Raw genomic sequence first — 20434 nt, 5'->3', positions numbered from 1 at the left:
CGAGTCCTGACCCGCGGGTCGCGCTCGGAGGTGCCAGTCGCGGGACACTCCGACCCGGGAAAGACACATGACTCCGTCGCGCCGCCTCGCGGTTTCGTCCGCCGCCGTCCTGACGTTGGCCGCCTTCACCCCCGCCCCCGCGGTCGACCTCGTTCCCGCCCTCACCTGTGACCAGCTGACCGCCATGTCGTGGAGCGGCTTTGTGCTGGACGAGGTGTCGGAGGTCGAGGCCGGCGCGAACGATCCGGCCCACTGCCGCGTGCGCGGGACGATCGACGAGGAGATCCACTTCGAACTCCTCCTCCCGCTGGCCGGGGACTGGAACGGCCGCTTCCTCATGGGTGGCGGCGGCGGGTTCGTGGGGAGCGTCCAGAACCAGGCGCTCCAGTTCGCCGGGCCGGTCTCGGTGCTGACTCGCGGCTTCGCCACCGCGGGGACGGACACCGGACACCAGGGCCCGGGGATCGACGCGAGCTGGGCGCTGGACCGGCCCGACCGCGAGGTGAACTTCGGCCACCGGGCCGTGCACGTGACGGCGGAGGCGGCGAAGACCATCGTCCGGCTCTTCTACGGCCGCGACATCGAGTACTCGTATTTCATCGGCTGCTCCCGCGGCGGCGGCCAGGCGATGATGTCCTCGCAGCGCTATCCGGACGACTTCGACGGCATCGTGTCCGGAGCCCCCGCCTACGACTGGCCCGGGCTGGGCGCCTTCTTTCTCCAGACACAGCAGGCCCTGTATCCCGATCCGAACGACCTCGCGACCCCGGTCATCACGGACGAGGCCGCGGCGATCCTCGAGGCCGCGATCCTGGAGGCGTGCGACGGGAACGACGGCGTGGAAGACGGGTTCATGACGAACCCCATGGCATGCGATGTCGACATCGCCGCGATCGAGGGACTGACGGACGAACAGCGGGCGGCGGCGGAGGTGATCTACGGCGGCGCCCGCGCGGGAGACCGGCACATCTATCCGGGTTTCCCCTTCGGAGGCGAGACGGACGACGGAGGGTGGAAGCTGTGGGTCACCGGACGGGAGATGCAGTTGGGTCCGGGCGGACCGAACCTCCACTACGCCTTCGGCACCCAGATGTACAAGTACATCATCTTCGATGACCCGGACTTCGACTACTCCGCGTACGACTTCAGCGACTATTTCGAGTGGGAGGAGGACACGCGCCGCGCCCGAGGGCTCCTCAACGCGACGGACACGGACCTGAGCGGGTTCAAGACGGCGGGCGGGAAGCTGATCCTCTGGACCGGATGGTCGGACTCCGCGATCCCGGCGAGCGGCACGATCGCCTACTACGAGGGCGTGACCGCCGGCGACGAGGAGGCGGAGGACTACACGCGGTTGTTCATGCTGCCCGGCGTGCTGCACTGCGCCGGCGGTCCGGGGCCGGACTTCGTCGACTGGATCGCCGCCATCGAGTCGTGGGTCGAGGAGGACGAGGCCCCCGAGCGGCTCGTGGCGACGAAGTTCGGCGAGAGCGGCGTCGAGATGCAGCGGCCCGTGTGCCCGTGGCCGGCCCACGCCGCCTACAACGGCGCCGGCGACCCGAAGCGCGAGGACAGCTTCGAGTGCGTCGCTCCATGATCACGCTGCGCGTGAACGGCGAGACGCACACGGTCGATGTCGATCCGTCGACGACGCTGCTCTACGTCCTCCGGAACGACCTCGGACTGCGGGGGCCCCGGTTCGGCTGCGGCCTCGGCCAGTGCGGGACGTGCACGGTGCTCATGGACGGCCGCGCGATCCGCTCGTGCATGCGGCCGGTGTCACGCGCCACGGGCGAGATCACCACGCTCGAAGGGCTGTCGGCCACGGGTGAGCTGGATCCCGTCCAGCAGGCGTGGATCGACGAGCAGGTGCCGCAGTGCGGGTACTGCCAGAACGGCCAGATCCTCACGGCCAAGGCGCTCCTGGACCGCAATCCGACGCCGAGCGATGAGGAGATCCGGCAGGGGATGAACGGCGCCCTCTGCCGCTGCATGACGTACTACCGCATCCAGTCCGCCGTGAGACGGGCCTCGGAGGCGATGGCTGACCGGACGAACGGAGCGGACGGCGTCGGTGGGGAGGTGGGGCGGTGAGGCGCGCCGAGCGGTTGCCCGCGGGGATCGACAGGGCGCTGGCCCCGTGGGAGGAGAGCACCTCCCGCAGGGACTTCCTCAAGACGTCGGGGGTGTTCGTCCTCGGCTTCAGCGGTGTGGGGGGCATCGGTGTGGCGGGGCTTGGCCGGAACGGCCCCCGAGCCCCCGATGAGGCGAACCTGTATCCCGATCCGGACTTTCTCCAGCTCGACTCGTGGCTCGTCGTGCATGACGACGGCACGGCCACCTTCTACGTCGGCAAGACCGATGGCGGGCAGGGCACGGGAACCGCGATGCGGCAGATGATGTGCGACGAACTTGACCTCGCCTATGATCGGGCGACCCTCGTCATGGGCCGCACCGACATGACGGTGGACCAGGGCGGCTCGGGCGGTTCGGACGCCATCGAGCGTGACGCGCTGGCGGCGCGACGGGTCGCGGCGGAAGCGCGTCGAGTGCTGCTGGAACTGGCCGCGGAGCGCTTCGAGATCCCTGTCGACGAACTCACCGTCAGCGAAGGCGTCATCTCCGCGGCCTCCGATCCCTCGAGAACAGCGACGTACGGCGAACTGATCGGCGGCCGACGCTTCGACATCGCCCTCACGGGGAGGAATGTCAACGAGACGACCGGTCTGGCGCCGGTCAAACCGGTCCGGGAACTGAAGATCGTCGGACAGTCCATCCCACGGTACGACATCCCCGCCAAGGTCGACGGGTCGCTCGAGTGGGCGGTCGACGTGACGCTCCCGGGGATGGTCCACGCCAGGAACGTGCGTCCGCCCTTCGCCGGCGCGAGGCTCGTCTCCATCGACGAATCCTCCGTGCGCGGGATCCCCGGCTTCATCCGCGTCGTCCACGAGGGAAACTACGTCGCGGTCGTCTGCGAACGGGAGGAACAGGCGATCCAGGCGGCGGAGAACCTCGCGGTGGAGTGGGAGAAGCCGGCGACGGCGCCCTTCCCGCCGTCCGAAGACCTCTTCGACTACATGCGCGGCGCGACCCCCGTCGGCGCGGGCACCGGGAACTCTCCGCGTCCCCGCGCGGAGGGCGACCCCGACGCGGCGCTCGCGGGTGCGGCGATGGTCGTCGAGGCCGGCTACGACATCCCCTTCCAGGGACACACCGCGATCGGTCCCGCCCACGCCGTGGCGGACCCATCGGACGGGCAGATGACGATCTACACGAACGACATGAAGCCCTACAGCCACCGCACGGGGATCGCCGAGTTCCTCGGCATGCCGCCGGAGCAGGTGCGGGTGATCTGGATGGAGGGCCCGCAACTCTACGGGCGCACGGCGGCGGACGACGCGGGCTTCGAGGCGGCGTACCTGGCCCGGGAGCTGGGCCGACCCGTGCGGGTGCAGTGGATGCGGCACGAGGAGACGGCGTGGGACACGAAAGGCCCGGCGTTCGCCATCGACCTGCGCGGGGGGCTCGACGAGGCGGGGAACGTGGTCGCGCTCGCCTACCGCGCTCGCATCGCCAACTACGCGCACGTGGGGTACAACCAGGCGGATACCGTGCTCGTCGCCCAGCTCATGGGGATCCGCCCCGAGCGCCCGTCCCCCGGCGGCGGCCGGGGGCCCGATGCCATGTACCACATTCCGAACCGTCGGGAGGAGACGCGGGCCGTCCGGTTCCCGCTCGCCTTCGAGACGCCGCTCCGCACCGGGAACCTGCGCGACCCCAACGGACCGCAGACGACGTTCGCCGGGGAGTCGTTCATCGATGAGATGGCCGGGGCGTCGAACGCGGACCCCGTCGAGTTCCGGCTGCGTCTCCTGCGCGGGTCGACCGACGACGACGCGACATTCCGCCGGGCCCGCTCCATCGCCGTCGTGGAGGCGGCGGCGGACGCGTACGGCTGGGACGCGAGGCCCTCGCCCCCCGCGCCGGGCGACGAGCGCATCCTCACCGGACGCGGCATCTCCTACGCGTACCGCATACAGACCGCGGTCGCCACCATCGCGGAGGTCGAGGTCGACCGGGAGAGCGGACGCGTGTGGGTGAAGCGCATGGTGTGCGCGCACGACTGCGGCCTCGTGATCAACCCGGACGGCCTCGAGAGCACGATCCAGGGCAACCTCCTGCACGGGATCAGCCGGACGCTGTACGAGGAGGTGCAGTTCGACGGGGCGAGAGTGACGAGCGTCGACTGGCGCACGCACCCGACGCTGACCCACCGCGATGCGCCCGAGCAGATCGATGTCGTGATCGTGAACGGGGACCCGAACCCGGACCGCCCGGACCTGCCGCACTACGGGGCGGGCGAGCCCTCGCACCGCACGGTCCCCGCCGCCATCGCGAACGCGATCGCCGACGCGACCGGCGTCCGCATGCGCCGCATCCCCCTGCGCCCCGAGCGCGTGCTCGCGGAGTTGATGGCGGCGGGACTGTAGCTCCGAGAGGATTGACCCGGGCGGCGGTCGGGCCCGCCCTTCGTCCCGGCGAGTTCATAGCGCTCATCGCGCTGTTGATGTCGCTCGTCGCCCTCTCGATCGACGCGATGTTGCCGGCCCTGCCTGCGATCGGCGCCGACCTCGGGGTGTTGCACCGGAACGACGCCCAGTTCGTCATCACGGCGGTCTTTCTGGGACTCGGGCTCGGCCAGATCCTCTTCGGTCCGCTCTCCGATCGCATCGGGCGCCGGGCCGCGATACACGCCGGCCTCGCCCTGTTCATGGCCGGATGTCTCGTGAGCATATTCGCGCCCACCTTCGCCGTGATGGTCGCGGGTCGCGTCCTGCAGGGCATCGGAGTCGCGGCCCCGCGCATCGTGACCATTGCCATGGTGCGCGATCAGTACGAAGGACGCCGCATGGCGCGCCTCATGTCCTTCGCGATGGCGGTGTTCATCCTCGTTCCCATCATCGCTCCGGCCCTGGGCCAGGGGATCCTGTGGTTCGGGGACTGGCGCGCCATCTTCGGCACGATCTTCGCCATCGCCGCGATCGCGTTGGCGTGGTTCTCGCTTCGCCAGCCCGAGACCCTGCCCGCTGTCCGCCGCCGACCCCTCTCCCCGCGGGACATCGGCCGGGCCGTCCTGGAAGTCGTGAGAACCCGTGCCGCATTCGGATACACACTCGCCGCGGGATGCGCGTCCGCGCCCTTTCTCGCCTACCTGAGTTCCGCCCAGCAGATCTTCCAGGACGCCTATCGCACCGGCGCGCTCTTTCCGCTCTGGTTCGGCGTCCTCGCCCTCGCCTTCGGGTGCGCCTCGCTCCTCAACGGACGCCTCGTGATGAAGCATGGGATGCGCCGGCTCTCGAGGGCGGCGACGGCGACCTCCGTCCTGGTCTCGGCCGCGGCCTGCGGGCTGGCCGTCCCCTTCGAGGGGCTGCCTCCATTCGGGCTTTTTCTGGGCTACATGCTCGTCGCCTTCTTCTGTATCGGGCTCTTGTTCGGGAATCTCAATGCGCTCGCGATGAAGCCGCTCGGCCACATCGCCGGCGTGGGCGCGGCGGTCGTCGCTTCGCTCTCCACGTTCATCGCGGTGCCGGCCGGTGCGCTCGTGGGCCACCGCTTCGACGGAACCGTGTACCCGCTGATCGCCGCCTTCGCCGTCTTCGGAGCGGGGACGCTGGCCGCCATGCGGTGGGCCGAGAGCGGTGGAGGGGGTTAGGGCCGTTCGTTCCCCGCGCTCGGGATCCCGCGCGGCTGAACCGCGTCTCGAATTCCTCGCGGGCAGCTGCGGCCGGGACGCCGGAGCCCGGGGCCGGTGGCGGAGGACCATCGAGAATGCCGCGGATCCGGCCCGTCGCCGTGTCGCGCAGGAGCGTGACGGGATCGTCGCTGTCGCGGTCGAGGGTCGCCGAGTCTCGCGGACCCCGCAGGGCGATGCTCGCCAGTTCCCCGGTCCAATTCGCCGGCAGAGCGAAGGAGAACCCGGCGCGGTCATCGTCCGTGTCGGTGAACTCCGCCATGGCGAACGACACCGGGAAGAGCTCGGCGCCGGTCTCGGCGAACACCCGAATGACCGAAACAAACGGGATTGAAGCCGAGATTGCCAACGGTCGCCAAGAAAGGGGGAAAGACGCGACAATCCCTGCGGCGGATCAGGTCTTGATGTAGATGCCGCGGCGGTGGAGGAGCCACATGATGCCGAGCCAGAACAGCACCTGGGCCAGCGCGAAGGCCAGCGATCCGCCGTAGTTTCCCGCCCAGGACCTGAAGGCGTTCTCGTACAACCACGCGCTCAGCGACATGCCCCCGTCGCCCCCGACCGGGATCCGGGCCAGCATCTTGGCGAACATGCCGGAGGCTACGAACACGGCGATCGAATTCATCCCGTACACGACGAACGGCATCACCCACGCCCCGCGCCAGCGCTTCGCGTCGATGAGCCAGTACATGGCGCCGAACAGGAGCAGGGCCGTCCCCGCGCTGAAGAGGACGTAGGAACTCGACCACAGGTTCTTGTTGATCGGGAACACCGTGTCCCACGCGAGTCCGAGCACGACGAGCGAGGCGCCGGCGATCCACATTCCGCGCGAGATCGCCACTCCCGAGCGCTCCGACCGGAGCCACTCCCCGCAGAAGATCCCCAGCAGACAGGTCCCGATGGCCGGCAGCGTGGAGAGAAGCCCTTCCGGATCCCACGTCCCCTGCCACAGCCGGTCTCCCATGAGGAGCCGGTCCAGGCGGGCGCCGAGGTTCCCGTCCGGCGACAGGTCCCCCGCCACGAGCGCCCAGTACCCGAAGAGGAGAACGCCCACCGCGGTCCACCGCACGCGGGCGGATCCCCACAGGTAGAGCGCCGCCGCCGCGCAGTAGACGAGTCCGATCCGCTGCAGCACCCCGTAGAGTCGCATGTCGAAGAGGTCGAAGTCCGGGATGGCCCGCATCGCCAGACCCAACCCGATCAGAATGAGCGAGCGGCGGATGACGTGCCGGAACAGTCGCCCCCGGTCCGTGCCCTCCGCGAGGCGGCGCGAGAAGGAGAAGGGGAGCGCGACGCCGACGATGAACAGGAAGTAGGGGAAGATGAGATCGGTGGGCGTCCACCCGTGCCACTCCGCGTGGGCGAGGGGCGCGTAGACATGGCTCCAACTGCCGGGATTGTTGACGAGGATCATCGCCGCGATCGTCAACCCCCGGAACGCGTCGAGCGAGACGACGCGCCCACCCGTCGGTTCGGTCATGACGAACCCCGTGCCGTGCTGGAAGTTGTCCTCCGGGCTACCTGCGGGAGCGGTCTCCCCCGCGGCCCCTGCCACCGCCGCCGGCCATGGAGCGGTTCCCGAGATACCAGGTGAAGTTCAGCATCACGTACTGCGTGAGCGACTCGATCCGACTCTCCCGAATGAAGCCGGGCGAGTTCGTGTACGTCACCCCCTGATTCTGGCCCAGAAGGTCGAACCCCACCAGCCGGATCTCGGCCTGGTCGTTCAGGATGCGGCGCTGCAGGGAAGCCTCCCAGAGCGCGACATTCCGCCCCGGGCCGAACAGGTCCTGGTCGTAGAGCCTCCACTGGAACTCCGTGCCCAGCGTCCACGCCCCCAGGTAGAAGTCCGCGCTCCCGTACAGCGTGGAATTGACGTAGTCCTCGTTCAACTCCTCGTTCAAGGAATAGCTGACGTCGCTCAGCGTCACCTTGGCGCCGCCGCGCACATCGTAGTCCTCCTTGGCGCGGTTCTCGAGTTCGATCCCGAAGGTGTGCGAGAGCGAGCGGCTCAGGTTCTCGACCTGGTTCACGAACTCGTTCGAACTGGAGTATCCGAGGTTGTAGTTCAGGTCCACCTGTCCGCCCATCCAGCGCAGCGGCGTTCCGAAGCTCGCGCCGCCGTTCGCCGACCACGAGCGCCCGAGGTTCACGGGCGAAATCGTCTGGAGCCCCCGCTCCGTCACCGTCCGGGCCTGGGAGATGTCGTTCGTCGTGACGCTGACGTTCGCCCAGGTGAACAGGTTGACGAAGCTGAACGTGTCGAAGAAGCGGTATTCCGTCCGCAGACGGTGCGTGTATTCCGGCTGCAGGTCCGGGTTCCCCACCCGGATCCGCAACGGATCGCGATTGTCGACGAAGGGCTGAAGATCCGTCATGCGCGGCTCGCGCGTGGACGTCGAGTACCGGAACTGAAGCGTGCGCATGTCGTCGAGCTGCAGCCGGTATTCGGCGTTGGGCAGCACATGCGTGTATCCGTTCGTGATCTCCTCGCTCCGGTCGAGGATCGTCCCCTCGAGATTCGAACCCTGGAGGCGCAGTCCGAGCACGAGCCGTCCGGCCTCGTTCGAGCGGTTGAAGCGAAAGCCGCCGCGCAGGTAGCTGTACGTCCGCTCGAACCCGGAGGTGAGGAGCGGGTTCAGCGTCCGGCCGTCAGGCCCGATGTCGAACACCGACTGGTTCTCGTCCTCGGCGGTCGCGCTCCGCTCGCCGTAGACCTCCAGCATGGAGCCGGCGGGCATGGGCTGCGTCATGGACAACCGGACCGAGTGCGTCAGCGTCTGGCCGACATTCGTCTGCTCCTGGAGCACGTCGCCGGCCCGGGCCCGCGGGTTCTCCACGTTGCCCTCGATCGACGACGCGAGGTTCGTAAAGCGGTCGGCATCGCTGAGGTTCACCCGGGCCTCCGCGAAAAGACTCCGCCCGCTGTCGTCGAGTCGCTTGCGCCACGTGAGTCGGGCGTCGCCGCCCACGTCGTCGCTGTCCACGTCGTAGTTCGTCGCCGCGGCCGTGAGGAACTGTCCGGTGCCCGAGCGCGTGTCCTGGAAGTCGACGCGGTCGAGCAGCGAGGCGCGGGCGTTCAGATTCCCGCGCAGCCGCAGTTCATGGCCCTCCGAGAGCGTGAACTGGGAATTGAGGTTGACCCGGTGGCTCGAGTTGTCGGTGTCCGTGCGCGTGGCGCGGTCGACGAGGGATGAAGCGCTCGTGCCGAGGAGTTGCTCCTGCCTTTGCGTCTCGTTCTGGAAGTTGTCGAGCGTGGTGAGGCGGTAGCTCGTCCGGATCCAGTGGTCGTCGTTTCCGCCGAAGTCGTGGTTGACGTTGAGCGCCAGCATCGCGGTCTCGGTGAGCCCGTCGTCGCCGCCGCCGCCGCGGCCGAAGTCCCGTCCGCCGAACGACATCGCATCGCCCCACCCGAACCCGGCCTGGTTCACGTTGTTCGCGCTTCCGACGAGGGCAAGCTGCGTGGTGGGGGAGAAACGGTTGATCGACAAGGCACCCGCGTACGGAATCCCGCCGGCCACCGTCCCGGACTCGCTGGTGGCGGGGAGCCGCGCGGCCGCGCGTTCGCCGAATCCGGGGGAAACGGAGGCGTTCTCCACATCTGCCCCGAGTCCGCCCGACGTGCGGCCGAAATAGCCCGACCGCGCCTCTTCCTTGAGTTCCAGGTTGATCGTCCGCTCTTCCTCGCCGTCGGCGATGCCCGTGAACTCGGCCATGTCCGATTCCTTGTCGTAGACCTCCACGCGGTCCACGGCCTCGGCGGGCAGATTCTGGGTCGCCATCGTGGGGTCGCCCCCGAAGAACTCCCTGCCGTCTACGAGGACGTTCTCGACCTCTTCGCCCTGCGCCGTGATGGATCCGTCGGTCTCGACCTCGATCCCCGGAAGCTGGCGGAGGAGGTCCTCCACCGTCGCGTTGGGCCGCGTCCGGAAGGCAAGGGCGTTGTAGCCGAGGGTGTCGCGCCGGTTCAGGAAGGGCACGTGGTCGAGGGTAATGACGAGCGGGTCCATCTCCACCGGCATCACCTCGAGCGTGATCGTGCCGACGCGTACGTCCTCACCCGCGAGGGAGAGATCCTGCCGCACCGTGCCGTGTCCGAGGAGGGTGATCTGCAGTATGTACTCCCCGGGTTCCAGGTCCCCCAGAGCGAAGATGCCGTCGCCGCTGGAGGTCGTGAAACGGGTCAGCACCGAGTCGGGCTTCGCGAGCGCCACCACCATGGCGCCGCTAAGCCCCTCGCCCGCCGCGTCGGCGATCACGCCGCTCACGGTGTATTCGTCCTGGGCCTGGACGAGACCGGGCAGGAGCGCCGTGAACGCCAGCGCCGTCGCCACCAGCGCCAGGATCGGGCGCGTTCGCGCCGGGAACGCCGGGGTCGGACCCATCGACCCGGCCCGCCTCATCGGAGCCCCCCGTCGAAGGGGCGACGCCGGTTGCCGGCTCCGCGCGTGGCCCGGATTTCCTCGAGTTTCTCCGCCACGAGGGCTTCGTACTCCTCGCGCGTGACCATCTCCCCCTCCGTCGGCGGGGCGATCTCGACGTCGCCGAGGCCGTCGAGATTCACCTCAGTCGCCGAATAAAGGAGGTGGCCGCCGTCCAGCGAGAGCACGAGGATGAGCCCGGGCAGCCCGCCGTACTCGCCGGGGCCTGCCTGCACCGGGATCTGCGGCGTGAACCAGGCTTCGATCTCCGCCCCGTCGTGGACGGCCGTTGCCTTCTGGACCATGTAGCCGAGAAACTCGCGCTGCTCGGTGCCGAGCTTCCACTGGTACGTGGGCCGGTCCCCCGCGATGAGGAACGTCCGGCCCATGAACTCGCGCGTTTCCGTGATCGCCCCGCTCCCGAAGTCCACATAGGCCTGGAGCAGGTCCTCCTGATCGCTGCGCGAGGCGGACGCCATCCGCAGTCGCAGGGCCATCCCGAGCGCGCGGCGGTCCATCCGGTCCGAGCCGCCGGCGCCGCCCCCGCGGGCCTCTTCCGCCTCCTCGGGATCCGGCATCATGATCGACCGGGAGCCATCGAAGAGAAGCACCATCGAGGCCGCGCTCTGCGCCGCGATCCGGTCGCGCAACTCCGCCCAGCGCTCCGGCACGTGGAAGTCGTATTGCACGGAGCGCAGGTAGTGGACATGGCCGGCCTGCGCACCCAGCGCCGCTGGCGCGAGGCCCGCGATGGCCACCGGGAGAACCACCGGCAGGGCCACCGGGAGGAGACGCTGGAATCGTCGCTCAAACCGTCGTCGTGTACGTCGTCGTGTAATCATGGAACCCGCCGCTTGTCGTCCGTCGTCCGTTAGATGGGACACACGGCGCCAAGGTCACGTTGTAGAGAGCCCCGCACGACGAAGCGGAGGCAACCGGCGGCGTCAGGACCAGAGCGTCGAGACAGGCGCGGCGGCCAGGCGGGAGCCGAAGGGGGTCGTCCGGTCGTGGTCGTGAAGGACCAGCCCCTGCGCAAAGCGATCGCCACAGGCGGCCTTGAGGCGCTCGAGACCGGCAAAATCGCGCCGCGAGACCGTGGCCGACGCTTTGACCTCGATCCCTACCACCCGCCCGCCTCCGTCTTCCAGTACGACATCGACCTCGTGGCCTTCCTTGTCCCGGAAATGGGAGAACGTGTAGGGATCGTCAGCCCAACTCTCCAGCTTCAGGAGTTCGCCGACGACGAAGGTTTCCAGCAGTGGGCCGAACCGCGTCCGGTCGCGACGCAGCTTTTCCGGCGAGAGCCGGCTCCAGGACGCCAGCAATCCGGAATCGAGGAAGTGCAGCTTCGGCGACTTCACGAGACGTTTCAGAGCGTTCGAATACCAGGGTTGAAGCGTCCGAATGAGGAACAGGTCTTCGAGCACGCCTACGTATCTTTTCGTCGTCACGTGGTTCATATCCAGCACGGAGCCGAATCCCGAGTAGTTCACAAGCTGCCCGGAATGTGCGGCAAGAACGCCAAGTAACTTCGGCATGGACTGGAGTTGGTCGATGCGGGCGACATCGCGAACGTCGCGCTGCAGGATTGCTTCGACGTAGTTCAGGTGCCAATCCCGGCGCCGGCGCCACGCCGAACGAGTCAGTGCCTCGGGATACCCTCCAGCGAGAACGACGTCCAGGAGACCGGTATCCAGGATGGGGGTGGCGGAGGTTGGGGCGTCGCCTGCGAATGCCCGCTCCAGAAAGGTGGTTCGGGTTCCTCGCAACTCCGCCTGTGCGAGGGGCAGCAGGCGTATGATCTCCATGCGTCCCGCGAGGGAGTCCGCGACGCGGGGCAGCGTCATCAGGTTCGCGGATCCCGTGAGCAGAAAGCGTCCCGGCCGGGGGTCGGTGTCGACGGCGGTCTTGATCGCCAGCAAGAGATCCGGTACGCGCTGGATCTCATCAATCACGGCTCGGTCGAGGCCACGCACGAAACCGGTCGGATCGGTCGCGGCAGCATTGAGAGTGATGGCGTCGTCGAGCGTGAAGAAGGGGATATCCGTGCCCGCGACCTGTTGTGCCAGCGTGGTCTTCCCTGACTGACGGGGACCGCACAGCATCACGACTCGCGTGTCCGTCAAGGCCTCCATGATTCGGTTTTCAACAAAACGGCGATACAACATTTGGGTCCTTTCGGGTTCCCGGATGTTGCGACCAATTGAAAGATTGCGTCCGTCTGATTGAAAGATTGTATCTGGCTGATTGAAAGTCAAGCTTCGTCTATTTGAAAGCGCATCGAGAAACGGATGGCTCCCCACCAACCCGGGGATGGGGGCTACGCCGGCGCGTCGATGGCCACGCGGCGCACCTCACGGCGCAGGACGCGGCGCAGGCGAGCGAAGAGGAGGACCGCCACCGCGGCGAGTCCGGCGGCCAGGCCCCACCACAGGCCGCGCGGCCCCCAGTCGGCGCGGAAGGCCAGGAAGTAGCTCACCGGCACGCCGAGCAGCCAGAAGCCGAGGGCGTTGACGAGGAAGGGCGTGAAGGTGTCTCCGGCGCCGCGCAGCACGCCGGCCGCGACGGTCTGGAGGCCGTCGGTGACCTGGAAGACGCCGGCGATCGGAATCAGGGAGGCGGCGATCGCGATGACCGGGAGATCGTGCGAGTAGAGGCCGGCCCAGAAGCGGGGGAAGAGGAGAAAGGCGGCGGCGGTCGCGAGCATGAAGACGCCGCTGATCTGGATCCCGGCGGCCGCGGCCCGCCTCGCCGCGTCCATGTCCGCCTGTCCGACGGCGTGTCCCACCCGGACGGCGGAAGCGGCCGCGATCCCGAACGGCACCATGAAGGTGAGCGCGGCGAGGTTGAGCGCGATCTGGTGACCCGCCATCGCCTCGGTGCCGAGCCAGCCCATCATGACGCCGATCACGGCGAAGGCCCCGAACTCGAGCTGCTGCTGAAAGCCGATCGGCGTGCCCAGCCGCACCATGCGCACGAGTGCGCGCCCGTGGAGGGCCTCGCGCCGAAACCGGCCCAGGTAGGGACGCATCGAGCGCCAGGACAGCGTCAGGAGCGCCACCGCCATGCACCAGCGGGCGAGACTCGACCCCCACGCCGAGCCCACGGCCCCGAGTTGCGGGACCCCGAGATTCCCGTAGATCAGGATCCAGTTGAGGAAGGCGTTCAGCGCGTTCGCTCCCACGATCGTCCACACGATCGGCGCCACGCGACCCATCGCCTGCAGGCTCTGCCGGAGTACGACGAACGCGTAGAAGGGGAGCATCCCGAGGATCGACCCGAGCGCGTACCCCCCGGCCACCGGCACGACATCGGCGGGCTGCCGCAGGAGCGCGAAGACGCGCGTGGCAGGCAGAAAAAGCAGGGAGGTGATCGCCGTCAGAAAGAGGGTGAGCACGAGCGCCCGCTGGATCCCCCGGGCGGCCGCTTCATGGTCGCCCGCCCCCACACCCTGCGAGACGATGGGATCGAGGGCCATGAGCACGCCCATCCCGAACACGGCGATCTGGAAGAAGTAGATATTGCCCAGGCCGACCGCGGCGAGATCGGTCGCCGACAGGTGGCCGACCATGAGCGTGTCCACGACGCCCATCATCATGATGCCGACCTGGACGGTCACGATCGGGAGGGCCAGGCGCAGCATGCGGGCGAGGTCCGCCCAGCGGGGGGTGAGGTTCATCGCGCAATCCTGCGCCCGGCGCGTAGGGAAAGGCAAATCCGGAAGGGCAAATCCGTTGCCGCCCCCCGGCGCCGCGGATAGACTCCGCCTCACCCGCTCGGCGGGCCGAAAGCGGGCACAATCGCGCGGGAATGGAGCGGGAATCGCGCGGGAATCGAGGGGGAAAGATCGAGATTCTGACGTTCACGGGCGGACCGTTCGTGCAGAACACGCTGCTGCTGGTCTGCGAGGATGGCCGCACCGGGCTCCTGATCGACCCCGGAGCCGCGACACCGGAGGCGCTGGCCGAGGCGCGCGCCCGCGACCTGGACATCGCGGCGCTCCTCGTCACCCACGCCCACCTGGATCACATCGACGGCCTCAGGGAGGCGAAGGGGGAGACCGGGGCGCCCATTTACCTCCATCCGCTGGACCGGCCGCTCTACGACAACGTGGCGAACCAGGCCCTCGTCTTCGGGGTGCCATGCGTGGAACCGCCGCCGCCCGACATCGACCTGGTCCCCGGCACGAACATCGCCTTCGGCGGCTCGGAGTTCGAAGTGGCGTTCGTGCCCGGCCACGCTCCGGGACACGTGATGTTCGTCTCCACGTCATACCCCGTGGCGATCGTGGGCGACGTGATCTTCCGCGGGTCGATCGGACGGACGGATCTCCCGAACGGGAACTACGGCGTGCTCATGGAGTCCATCCGGTCGCAGGTGCTGACACTACCGCCCGAGACCCGCCTCTACCCCGGCCACGGCCCCGAGACCACCGTGGGCGTGGAGCGCGACACCAACCCCTTCGTCCTCCAACTCCACAGCGGCCGCTGGGTCTGACCCCCGCCGGGCCCGACCCGCGCGCCGCGTAGCGTGGCCGTTGGGCTACGGGTTCGTGGCTACGGGCTCGAACGCCTTGAGCACCTCCCGCGTCATGTCCCAGCGGTCGAAGCCCTGCCGGCCGTAGTCGAGCCCGCGCCGGACGATGACGACATCGTGTGACGGGACGATGACGACGAACTGGCCGCGGTTGCCGGCGGTGGAGTAGGCGCCCTTCGGCACGTCCGTGCGGCCGTCGGGCACGAGCCAGAACTGGCCGCCGTAGAAGTTGCCCGTCTCGGACGTGGCGGGGGCCGGCGCCCGCACGAAGTCGATCCACTCCTCGGAGATCAGGCGCTCGTCCTTCCACATTCCGTTCTGCGCGTAGAGCAGCCCGAAGCGGGCCAGATCCCGGGCCGTCGTGTAGACCTGGCTGCTCATGATGAAGTCGCCGAAGCGGTCGGTGCTGAGGAACGTGTTCCGCATCCCGATCCGGTCGAGAAGGCGTTCCCGCGGGAACTCGAGGTAGGCCTGCGGGTCGCCGATCGCCTGCTTCATCGCGTACACGCCGAGCAGCGTGTCGTAGTTCTCGTAGTCCCAGAACGTGCCGGGCTCCCGCATGAGCGAGCGGTTGCGCGCCCCGTCCACCGAACTCGCGCCCGCCCAGTAGGAGAAGCCGGAACCGGTCGCGTACTCCATCCCCCAGCTGTCCACGGGATAGAGTCCGCTGGACATGTTGAGTGCGTGACGGAGGGTGATCTCGCGCCGGGGATCGGTCTCCGCGGACCCCGCGTTCCCGGGCAGCCAGTCGAAGGGCAGGGGCTCGTCGAGCGCCAGCTTGCCCTCGTCCACGAGCATGCCGATGAGCGTCGAGGCGATGCTCTTCGCGGTCGACCACGTGCGGGTCTTCGTGAACATGTCGATGCCGGGAGCGTAGCGCTCGTGGATGATCTGCCCGTCGTGCACGACGATGAGACTGAGCGTCACCTGCTCCGGGGACTCGCGGTCGAACGTCCAGTCGGAGGCGGCCTGGAGGGCCCCCGGGTCGACGCCGGCCGGGAGCGGGCGACTCATGACGAGGTCGCCGTCGGGCCACGCCACGGCCGAGGGATCGCCGGCCAGCGGCGGCGCCTCCAGGATCGGCAGGTCGTCGATGTCGTCGAAGGTCTGGTCCGGCGACAGGATCACGCACCCGATCCCTTCGCGGAACGCCGCCCTCATGGTCGGGATCGCGCCGGGTTCGCCGATGGCGACGGCCTTCCTCTCCCAGTCCACGACGTAGTCGCCGCCCTCGGCCGTCCCGACCGGGTCGCGCAGATAGGCGAGTTCCTGCTCGAAGACCTGCTCCAGCGTCCGGTCTCCCGTGAACAGGCCGTTGCACTGGAGGATGGCCTGGACGCCGCGCTGGATCATCTCCCGCTGCGGAGCGAAGTAATCGTAGGACCGCTCCTGCTGGGCAGCCGCGGCTGCCGGTGCGAGAAGAGCGAGCGCGATGGCCGCGAACGTGAGGCGTTTCATGGCTTCCCCCGGAATCCGGACGACAGGTTTCTGGAACCCTGCCAACATGCGGGACGCACGCGGTCCCGGCCACGGGTGCGAAGGTCGCGCAGGCGGCCGGGCGGGAATATCGTGTCCCCGTGACCGACCAGATTCTCTACGGCAGCATTGCGCTCATCGCGCTCACGAATCCGCTCGCCGAGCTTCCGTTCTTCTTCGCGGCGACGGACGGGTTTTCGCGCGTGGAACTCCGGCGCGCGGCCGTGAAGGTGGCGGTGGGAGTGCTCATCGTACTCACCGTCGCCGCGGTCGCCGGCGCGCGCATCCTGGACCTCTTCGACGTGAGCTTCGCCGCGTTCCGGACGGCCGGCGGCCTCGTCGTCATCCTCGCCGCGCTCGAGATGCTCCGCGGGGCCGGGTTCGGGATTACGGGCGTACGCCGGGATCCGGGCGAGACCGAGGACCACCTCTGGGTTCCGCTCGTCATGCCGCTGATCGCGGGGCCGGCGTCGATCACCGCCGTGATCACGCTGGCGCTGGACGAGGCCGGCGCGCTGATCGGGATTCCCGTCGCCACGCTCGTCGCGGTGCTGGTCGCGTCGTTGGGCGTGCTCGCGGTGCTCCTGGCGGCCAGCTTCCTTTCGCATGCGCTGAGCCGCCGGGCGGTGCGGATCTTCGAGCGCTTCTCGGGTCTGATCCTGCTCGCCATCGGCTGCCAGATGTGCCTCAGCGGCATCCGGGAGTTCTTCGTCGCCTGACGGAGTCGGCTAGCTGACCGGAGGCTGATCGCGCCGCGTCGCCGGGATGGGGGCTTACCGAACCACGTCGACGGCGACGTCCTGATCGAAGCGGGCGCCGAGGTCGGAGAGGAAGAGCGATGCGGTGGCGTGGTGCCCCATGAGGTAGCGGCTCACGAAGCGGAAGACCGGGCTGTAGACCTCGCCCTCCTCGGTGATCGTAACGGTCGCTCCCGCGGCGGCGGGTTCGATCTCGAAGATCCATCGGCCGCCGAAAGGCATGCCCTCCGAGAGAATCGTCGTCACGAGCCGCGTCGGAGGCTCGCTCTCCGTCAACTCCATGGGAAGCGGTCCGGTGGCGCCGAGTTCCACCCAGGCCGGCTTTCCGTCCCGCGCCGGCAGCTCCTCGATGCCTTCGACGGCCGGTCGCCATTCGGGATACGCCCGGTAGTTGGCAACGGTCGCGAAGATCTCCTCGGGTGAGGTAGAGAACTCGGCGCGCACCGCCGCCACGTGATCCTGCGGCAGGAAACTGCCGACGCCGTAGACGACGCCGACCAGGCCCGCGATGACGATGAGCATGCCGATGATGATGCGCTTCAAGGTGCGATTCATGGGATCGTCTTCAGTGCGGAGGATCGATGATCTCGGAGGATGGGAAGCGTGAGACAGGTCGGCCCGCCCTCACAGGGGATGCAGAGCGCGTCCCCCTCGAAACAGGTGACTTCGCAGCCCGCCTCTTGCATGAGTCGGACAGTGTCGGGGAAGCCGTCGAGGGCGATGCAGCGCCGCGGGGCCGTCGCGAGGACGTTGAGGTTCAGGCCGCCGGAGGCCCGGAACTCTTCATCTCCCGCTTCCAGGAGTTCGATGCCGCGCTCCCGCATCGACTGGTGAAGCGCGACCGGGAAGAGCCGCGGATAGATGAGCGCCAAATCGCGGTCCAGCGGGCTGACGAGCGAGAGCAGGTGAAGGCAGGCGGCGCTTCCCTGCCACATCGGGAGATCGAAGGCGCGGACTTCGATGCCGAGCGGCGACAGGAAGTCGCGGAGCTGGTCGATGCCGGCCTGGTTCGTGCGAAAGCCGCGGCCCACGGCGAGCGTGGCATCGTCGATCCACAGGAGGTCGCCGCCCTCCGCGGTTCCCGGGGGCTCGATGGCGCCGACCACCGGCACACCGACCCGCCGGTAGAGCGCCTCGTGGCTTGCCACCTCCGGCTGCCGCAGGGCCTTCCCGGGCCGCAACAGGATCGCGCCGCCGGAGGTCATGAAGGAAGGGTCGAAGGGGAAGATCGCGTCGGCGAGTCCGTCGTCCCCCGCGCCATCGATCCACTCGATCTCGGCGCCCGAGGCCGCGACGCACGCCGCGAACGCGTCGTACTGGCGGAGCAGCCGGTCGGGGTCGATTGGCTCCGCGTAGTGCCAGCGCGCCGGATCCGCCGCCAGCGTCGCCCGGCCCGGCCGGCGCATCGCCACGCGCCGAAGCGGCGCCACCATGCTGGCGACGCCGAACCTCGCTTCGGTCTGCAGCCGTCCGTTCATCTGGCTGAAGCTACGGCGGCACCGGTACCTTCGCTGGCCGCGGCGCCGTCGGCATCGCCGGCCCCGCCGCCCCGGCATGAACCGCAGCACGAGGCATCCCGAGCTTGAATCGAGAGCGATTTAGCCACGCATCGACGTTCTCCGAGTACCTGGAGACGGTCGAGAAGAACCGCGAACTGTGGCACGCGCTGGCCCGCCGCGCGGCCGTGGACGAAGGAACGCTGGAGCGCGCCCGCGCCATCGACGGCGCCTGGAACGTCGTCGCGCTCACCGAGGATTGGTGCGGCGACGCGATCAACACCCTCCCCGTGTTCGACCGGCTGGCCGAGGCGGTCGGGAACATCGAACTGCGCGTCCTCCCGCGGGACGAAAACCCGGATCTGATGGACGCCCATCTGACGAACGGGACGAGCCGGTCCATTCCGATCCTCATCATCTACGACGAGTCGTTCCGCGAGCGCGGGTGGTGGGGCCCCCGGCCGGCGCCGATCCAGGAGTGGGTGATGACGGAGGGGATGAAGCTGGATCCGGCGGACCGGTATCGTGAAGTGCGCCGCTACTACGCCCGGGACAAGGGCCGCACCGCGCTGGACGAATTCCTCCGGATTCTGGAGCGCGCGGCGACCGGGGATTGAGCGGGGCTCAGCCGCCCTCGACCTGCCTGCCTGCCTCGTCGCTTCCCCCGCCCCGGGCCCGCATTACGACAAACACGGGAACGCCCGCCACGAGGAGGAGGAAGCCCCAGAACACGATTTCGGTCCCCGCCCCCGCGATGGCCCAGAAGGAAAACCCGAAGGCGAGGATCGCCACGACCAGCCGCCCCAAGGGGGCCGTGCCGCCGGGGGCCTGCGCCGCGCGCGAGGCGTCCCTTGCGGCGGAGCGCTCGCGCAAGGCGAAGAGCAGGGCGGTCGTGCTCGCGAACACGTAGGCGAGCAGCGTCGCGAGCGTGGACAGCAGAATGAGGAACGTGAAGGCCTGGACGAGGCCGCGCGTGTAGTTCATGGCGATGAGGACCGTCGCGACGCCCGCCGCGAAGATGAGCCCGAAGGAGGGTGTGCCGCGCGGACTGAGGCGGGCGAAGGCGGCCGGAAGGAGGCCATCCTGCGCAGCCGCGCGCGGTAGCTGGCCGGAGAGCAGGATCCAGCCGTTGAGCGCGCCGAAGCAGGCGATCGTGGCGCCCGCGCCGATCACGAGCCGGCCGGCATTCCCCCAGATCGATCCGGCTGCGTCCGCGAAGGGCGCGGTCGAGACGGCGAGGTCCGCCGGCGCGATGATCCCCATCACGGCGGAGGTGCTGATGATGAAAATCGATGCCGCGATCACGGTGCCGAGGATCGTGGCCCGCGGGATCGTCCGCGCCGGGTCCCGCACATCGGCCGCGGGAACCGTCGCGGCCTCGAGTCCCATGAAGGCCCAGAGCGTGAGCGTCACCGTCGCCGTGATGGCGGTGATCGGACTCCCTCCTGCGGGGTTGAACGGCCGGAAGTGCTCGGGCTGGAAGTAGAGGAAGCCGATGGTGCCGACCGCCGCCAGCGGCAGGAGCTTGAGTACCGTGGTGACGAGTTGCACATGCCCCGCCGCGCGCACGCCCCAGGCGTTCACGAACGTCAGGCCCCAGAGGGCCGCGAGGGACGCAATGCCCCCGGCGACGGGAGAAGCGCCCAGCATGGGCCAGAAGACGGTCGCGTAGCTCACGGTCGCCACGGCGAGGGCCGCATTGGCGGTGAGCAGCGAGATCCAGTAGGACCACGCGACCCAGAATCCGACGAAGTCGCCGAAGCCCTCGCGCGCGAAGGCGTAGGGGCCGCCGACCTTCGGAATCAACGTGCCCAGCCGCGCCATCACGAGCGCCAGGCACATGGCCCCGCCGGCGCTTACCAGCCAGCCGAGGATGCTGATTCCCCCGTACGGGGAGAGCGAGGCGGGCAGCAGAAAGACGCCCGAACCCACCATGCTCCCGACCACCAGGGCCGTGCACATCCACAACCCCAGGGCCGGCCTGGGCGTCAT

The 20434-nt window shown here is 68.9% G+C and carries 16 protein-coding genes; 7 read left to right on the top strand and 9 right to left on the bottom strand.

The genetic code is table 11. From position 1 onward, the window contains the following. Positions 1–67: 67 nt before the first annotated feature. From ACOGXI_RS10180 to ACOGXI_RS10165, 4 genes are read left to right on the top strand one after another with little or no spacing between them, the layout of a single operon-like run. On the top strand, positions 68–1597 hold the full coding sequence (locus ACOGXI_RS10180) for a tannase/feruloyl esterase family alpha/beta hydrolase (RefSeq protein ID WP_419938743.1): 1530 nt from the start codon (positions 68–70) through the stop codon (positions 1595–1597). Further along, the gene (locus ACOGXI_RS10175) at positions 1594–2094 is read left to right on the top strand and encodes a (2Fe-2S)-binding protein (protein WP_419940186.1); all 501 of its coding nucleotides are present in this window, start codon (positions 1594–1596) and stop codon (positions 2092–2094) included. Before ACOGXI_RS10180 ends, ACOGXI_RS10175 begins: the two co-directional genes overlap by 4 nt. Then, complete coding sequence (locus tag ACOGXI_RS10170; protein WP_419938742.1) at positions 2091–4493, top strand: molybdopterin cofactor-binding domain-containing protein; 2403 nt, start codon at positions 2091–2093, stop codon at positions 4491–4493. Before ACOGXI_RS10175 ends, ACOGXI_RS10170 begins: the two co-directional genes overlap by 4 nt. Before the next feature lie 11 nt (positions 4494–4504). Next, positions 4505–5716, top strand: a complete 1212-nt coding sequence (locus ACOGXI_RS10165; protein ID WP_419938741.1) for a multidrug effflux MFS transporter — start codon at positions 4505–4507, stop codon at positions 5714–5716. A gap of 433 nt (positions 5717–6149) precedes the next feature. On the opposite strand, the gene ACOGXI_RS10160 is transcribed toward ACOGXI_RS10165, so the two are convergent. From ACOGXI_RS10160 to ACOGXI_RS10140, 5 genes are all read right to left on the bottom strand, one after another. Next, positions 6150–7310 carry an acyltransferase family protein gene (locus tag ACOGXI_RS10160; protein ID WP_419938740.1) on the bottom strand — a complete coding sequence of 387 codons (1161 nt, stop codon included), beginning with the start codon at positions 7308–7310 and terminating at the stop codon, positions 6150–6152. After that, positions 7273–10140 (bottom strand): TonB-dependent receptor, encoded by a 2868-nt coding sequence (locus ACOGXI_RS10155; RefSeq protein ID WP_419938739.1) that lies wholly within the window; start codon positions 10138–10140, stop codon positions 7273–7275. The genes ACOGXI_RS10160 and ACOGXI_RS10155 overlap by 38 nt, the downstream gene beginning before the upstream one ends. A gap of 14 nt (positions 10141–10154) precedes the next feature. Then, positions 10155–11018 carry a GLPGLI family protein gene (locus tag ACOGXI_RS10150; RefSeq protein ID WP_419938738.1) on the bottom strand — a complete coding sequence of 288 codons (864 nt, stop codon included), beginning with the start codon at positions 11016–11018 and terminating at the stop codon, positions 10155–10157. A 102-nt stretch (positions 11019–11120) separates the two neighbouring features. Next, positions 11121–12344, bottom strand: a complete 1224-nt coding sequence (locus tag ACOGXI_RS10145; protein ID WP_419940185.1) for an ATP-binding protein — start codon at positions 12342–12344, stop codon at positions 11121–11123. A gap of 152 nt (positions 12345–12496) precedes the next feature. Next, positions 12497–13855, bottom strand: a complete 1359-nt coding sequence (locus tag ACOGXI_RS10140) for an MATE family efflux transporter (RefSeq protein ID WP_419938737.1) — start codon at positions 13853–13855, stop codon at positions 12497–12499. A gap of 131 nt (positions 13856–13986) precedes the next feature. Between ACOGXI_RS10140 and ACOGXI_RS10135 the strand changes: the two genes are divergently transcribed. After that, positions 13987–14673, top strand: coding sequence for an MBL fold metallo-hydrolase (locus ACOGXI_RS10135; RefSeq protein WP_419938736.1), 687 nt, complete (start codon positions 13987–13989; stop codon positions 14671–14673). A 45-nt stretch (positions 14674–14718) separates the two neighbouring features. On the opposite strand, the gene ACOGXI_RS10130 is transcribed toward ACOGXI_RS10135, so the two are convergent. Continuing rightward, positions 14719–16170: a serine hydrolase domain-containing protein gene (locus ACOGXI_RS10130; RefSeq protein ID WP_419938735.1), complete on the bottom strand. Its 1452-nt coding sequence runs from the start codon at positions 16168–16170 to the stop codon at positions 14719–14721. A 119-nt stretch (positions 16171–16289) separates the two neighbouring features. Here ACOGXI_RS10130 and ACOGXI_RS10125 point away from each other — a divergent pair, with 119 nt between their 5' ends. After that, a complete protein-coding gene (locus tag ACOGXI_RS10125) occupies positions 16290–16907 on the top strand; it encodes a MarC family protein (protein WP_419938734.1) in 618 nt (205 codons plus the stop codon). A gap of 54 nt (positions 16908–16961) precedes the next feature. Here the strand turns inward: ACOGXI_RS10125 and ACOGXI_RS10120 are convergent, their stop codons facing one another. Continuing rightward, on the bottom strand, positions 16962–17501 hold the full coding sequence (locus ACOGXI_RS10120; RefSeq protein WP_419938733.1) for an SRPBCC family protein: 540 nt from the start codon (positions 17499–17501) through the stop codon (positions 16962–16964). Further along, entirely contained in the window at positions 17498–18424 is a 927-nt protein-coding gene (locus ACOGXI_RS10115; protein WP_419938732.1) for a dimethylarginine dimethylaminohydrolase family protein, read from the bottom strand. The genes ACOGXI_RS10120 and ACOGXI_RS10115 overlap by 4 nt, the downstream gene beginning before the upstream one ends. 104 nt (positions 18425–18528) lie before the next feature. Here ACOGXI_RS10115 and ACOGXI_RS10110 point away from each other — a divergent pair, with 104 nt between their 5' ends. Next, entirely contained in the window at positions 18529–19059 is a 531-nt protein-coding gene (locus ACOGXI_RS10110) for a thioredoxin family protein (protein WP_419938731.1), read from the top strand. Between the two features lie 7 nt (positions 19060–19066). Here ACOGXI_RS10110 and ACOGXI_RS10105 read toward each other — a convergent pair whose 3' ends face one another. Then, on the bottom strand, positions 19067–20434 hold the full coding sequence (locus ACOGXI_RS10105) for an amino acid permease (RefSeq protein WP_419938730.1): 1368 nt from the start codon (positions 20432–20434) through the stop codon (positions 19067–19069).

Source organism: Candidatus Palauibacter sp., assembly GCF_965208055.1.
Lineage (GTDB): Bacteria > Gemmatimonadota > Gemmatimonadetes > Palauibacterales > Palauibacteraceae > Palauibacter.
The sequence above is the reverse complement of the archived record's forward strand: the minus strand, read 5'-3'. Positions and strand labels throughout refer to the sequence as shown.

What these genes read in the sequence shown, in the direction of transcription:
- ACOGXI_RS10180 (WP_419938743.1), top strand. Translation starts at nt 68, where the DNA reads ATGACTCCGTCGCGCCGCCTCGCGGTTTCGTCCGCCGCCGTCCTGACG.
- ACOGXI_RS10175 (WP_419940186.1), top strand. Translation starts at nt 1,594, where the DNA reads ATGATCACGCTGCGCGTGAACGGCGAGACGCACACGGTCGATGTCGAT.
- ACOGXI_RS10155 (WP_419938739.1), bottom strand. Translation starts at nt 10,140, where the DNA reads ATGGGTCCGACCCCGGCGTTCCCGGCGCGAACGCGCCCGATCCTGGCG.
- ACOGXI_RS10150 (WP_419938738.1), bottom strand. Translation starts at nt 11,018, where the DNA reads ATGATTACACGACGACGTACACGACGACGGTTTGAGCGACGATTCCAG.
- ACOGXI_RS10145 (WP_419940185.1), bottom strand. Translation starts at nt 12,344, where the DNA reads ATGTTGTATCGCCGTTTTGTTGAAAACCGAATCATGGAGGCCTTGACG.
- ACOGXI_RS10140 (WP_419938737.1), bottom strand. Translation starts at nt 13,855, where the DNA reads ATGAACCTCACCCCCCGCTGGGCGGACCTCGCCCGCATGCTGCGCCTG.
- ACOGXI_RS10135 (WP_419938736.1), top strand. Translation starts at nt 13,987, where the DNA reads ATGGAGCGGGAATCGCGCGGGAATCGAGGGGGAAAGATCGAGATTCTG.
- ACOGXI_RS10130 (WP_419938735.1), bottom strand. Translation starts at nt 16,170, where the DNA reads ATGAAACGCCTCACGTTCGCGGCCATCGCGCTCGCTCTTCTCGCACCG.
- ACOGXI_RS10120 (WP_419938733.1), bottom strand. Translation starts at nt 17,501, where the DNA reads ATGAATCGCACCTTGAAGCGCATCATCATCGGCATGCTCATCGTCATC.
- ACOGXI_RS10115 (WP_419938732.1), bottom strand. Translation starts at nt 18,424, where the DNA reads ATGAACGGACGGCTGCAGACCGAAGCGAGGTTCGGCGTCGCCAGCATG.
- ACOGXI_RS10105 (WP_419938730.1), bottom strand. Translation starts at nt 20,434, where the DNA reads ATGACGCCCAGGCCGGCCCTGGGGTTGTGGATGTGCACGGCCCTGGTG.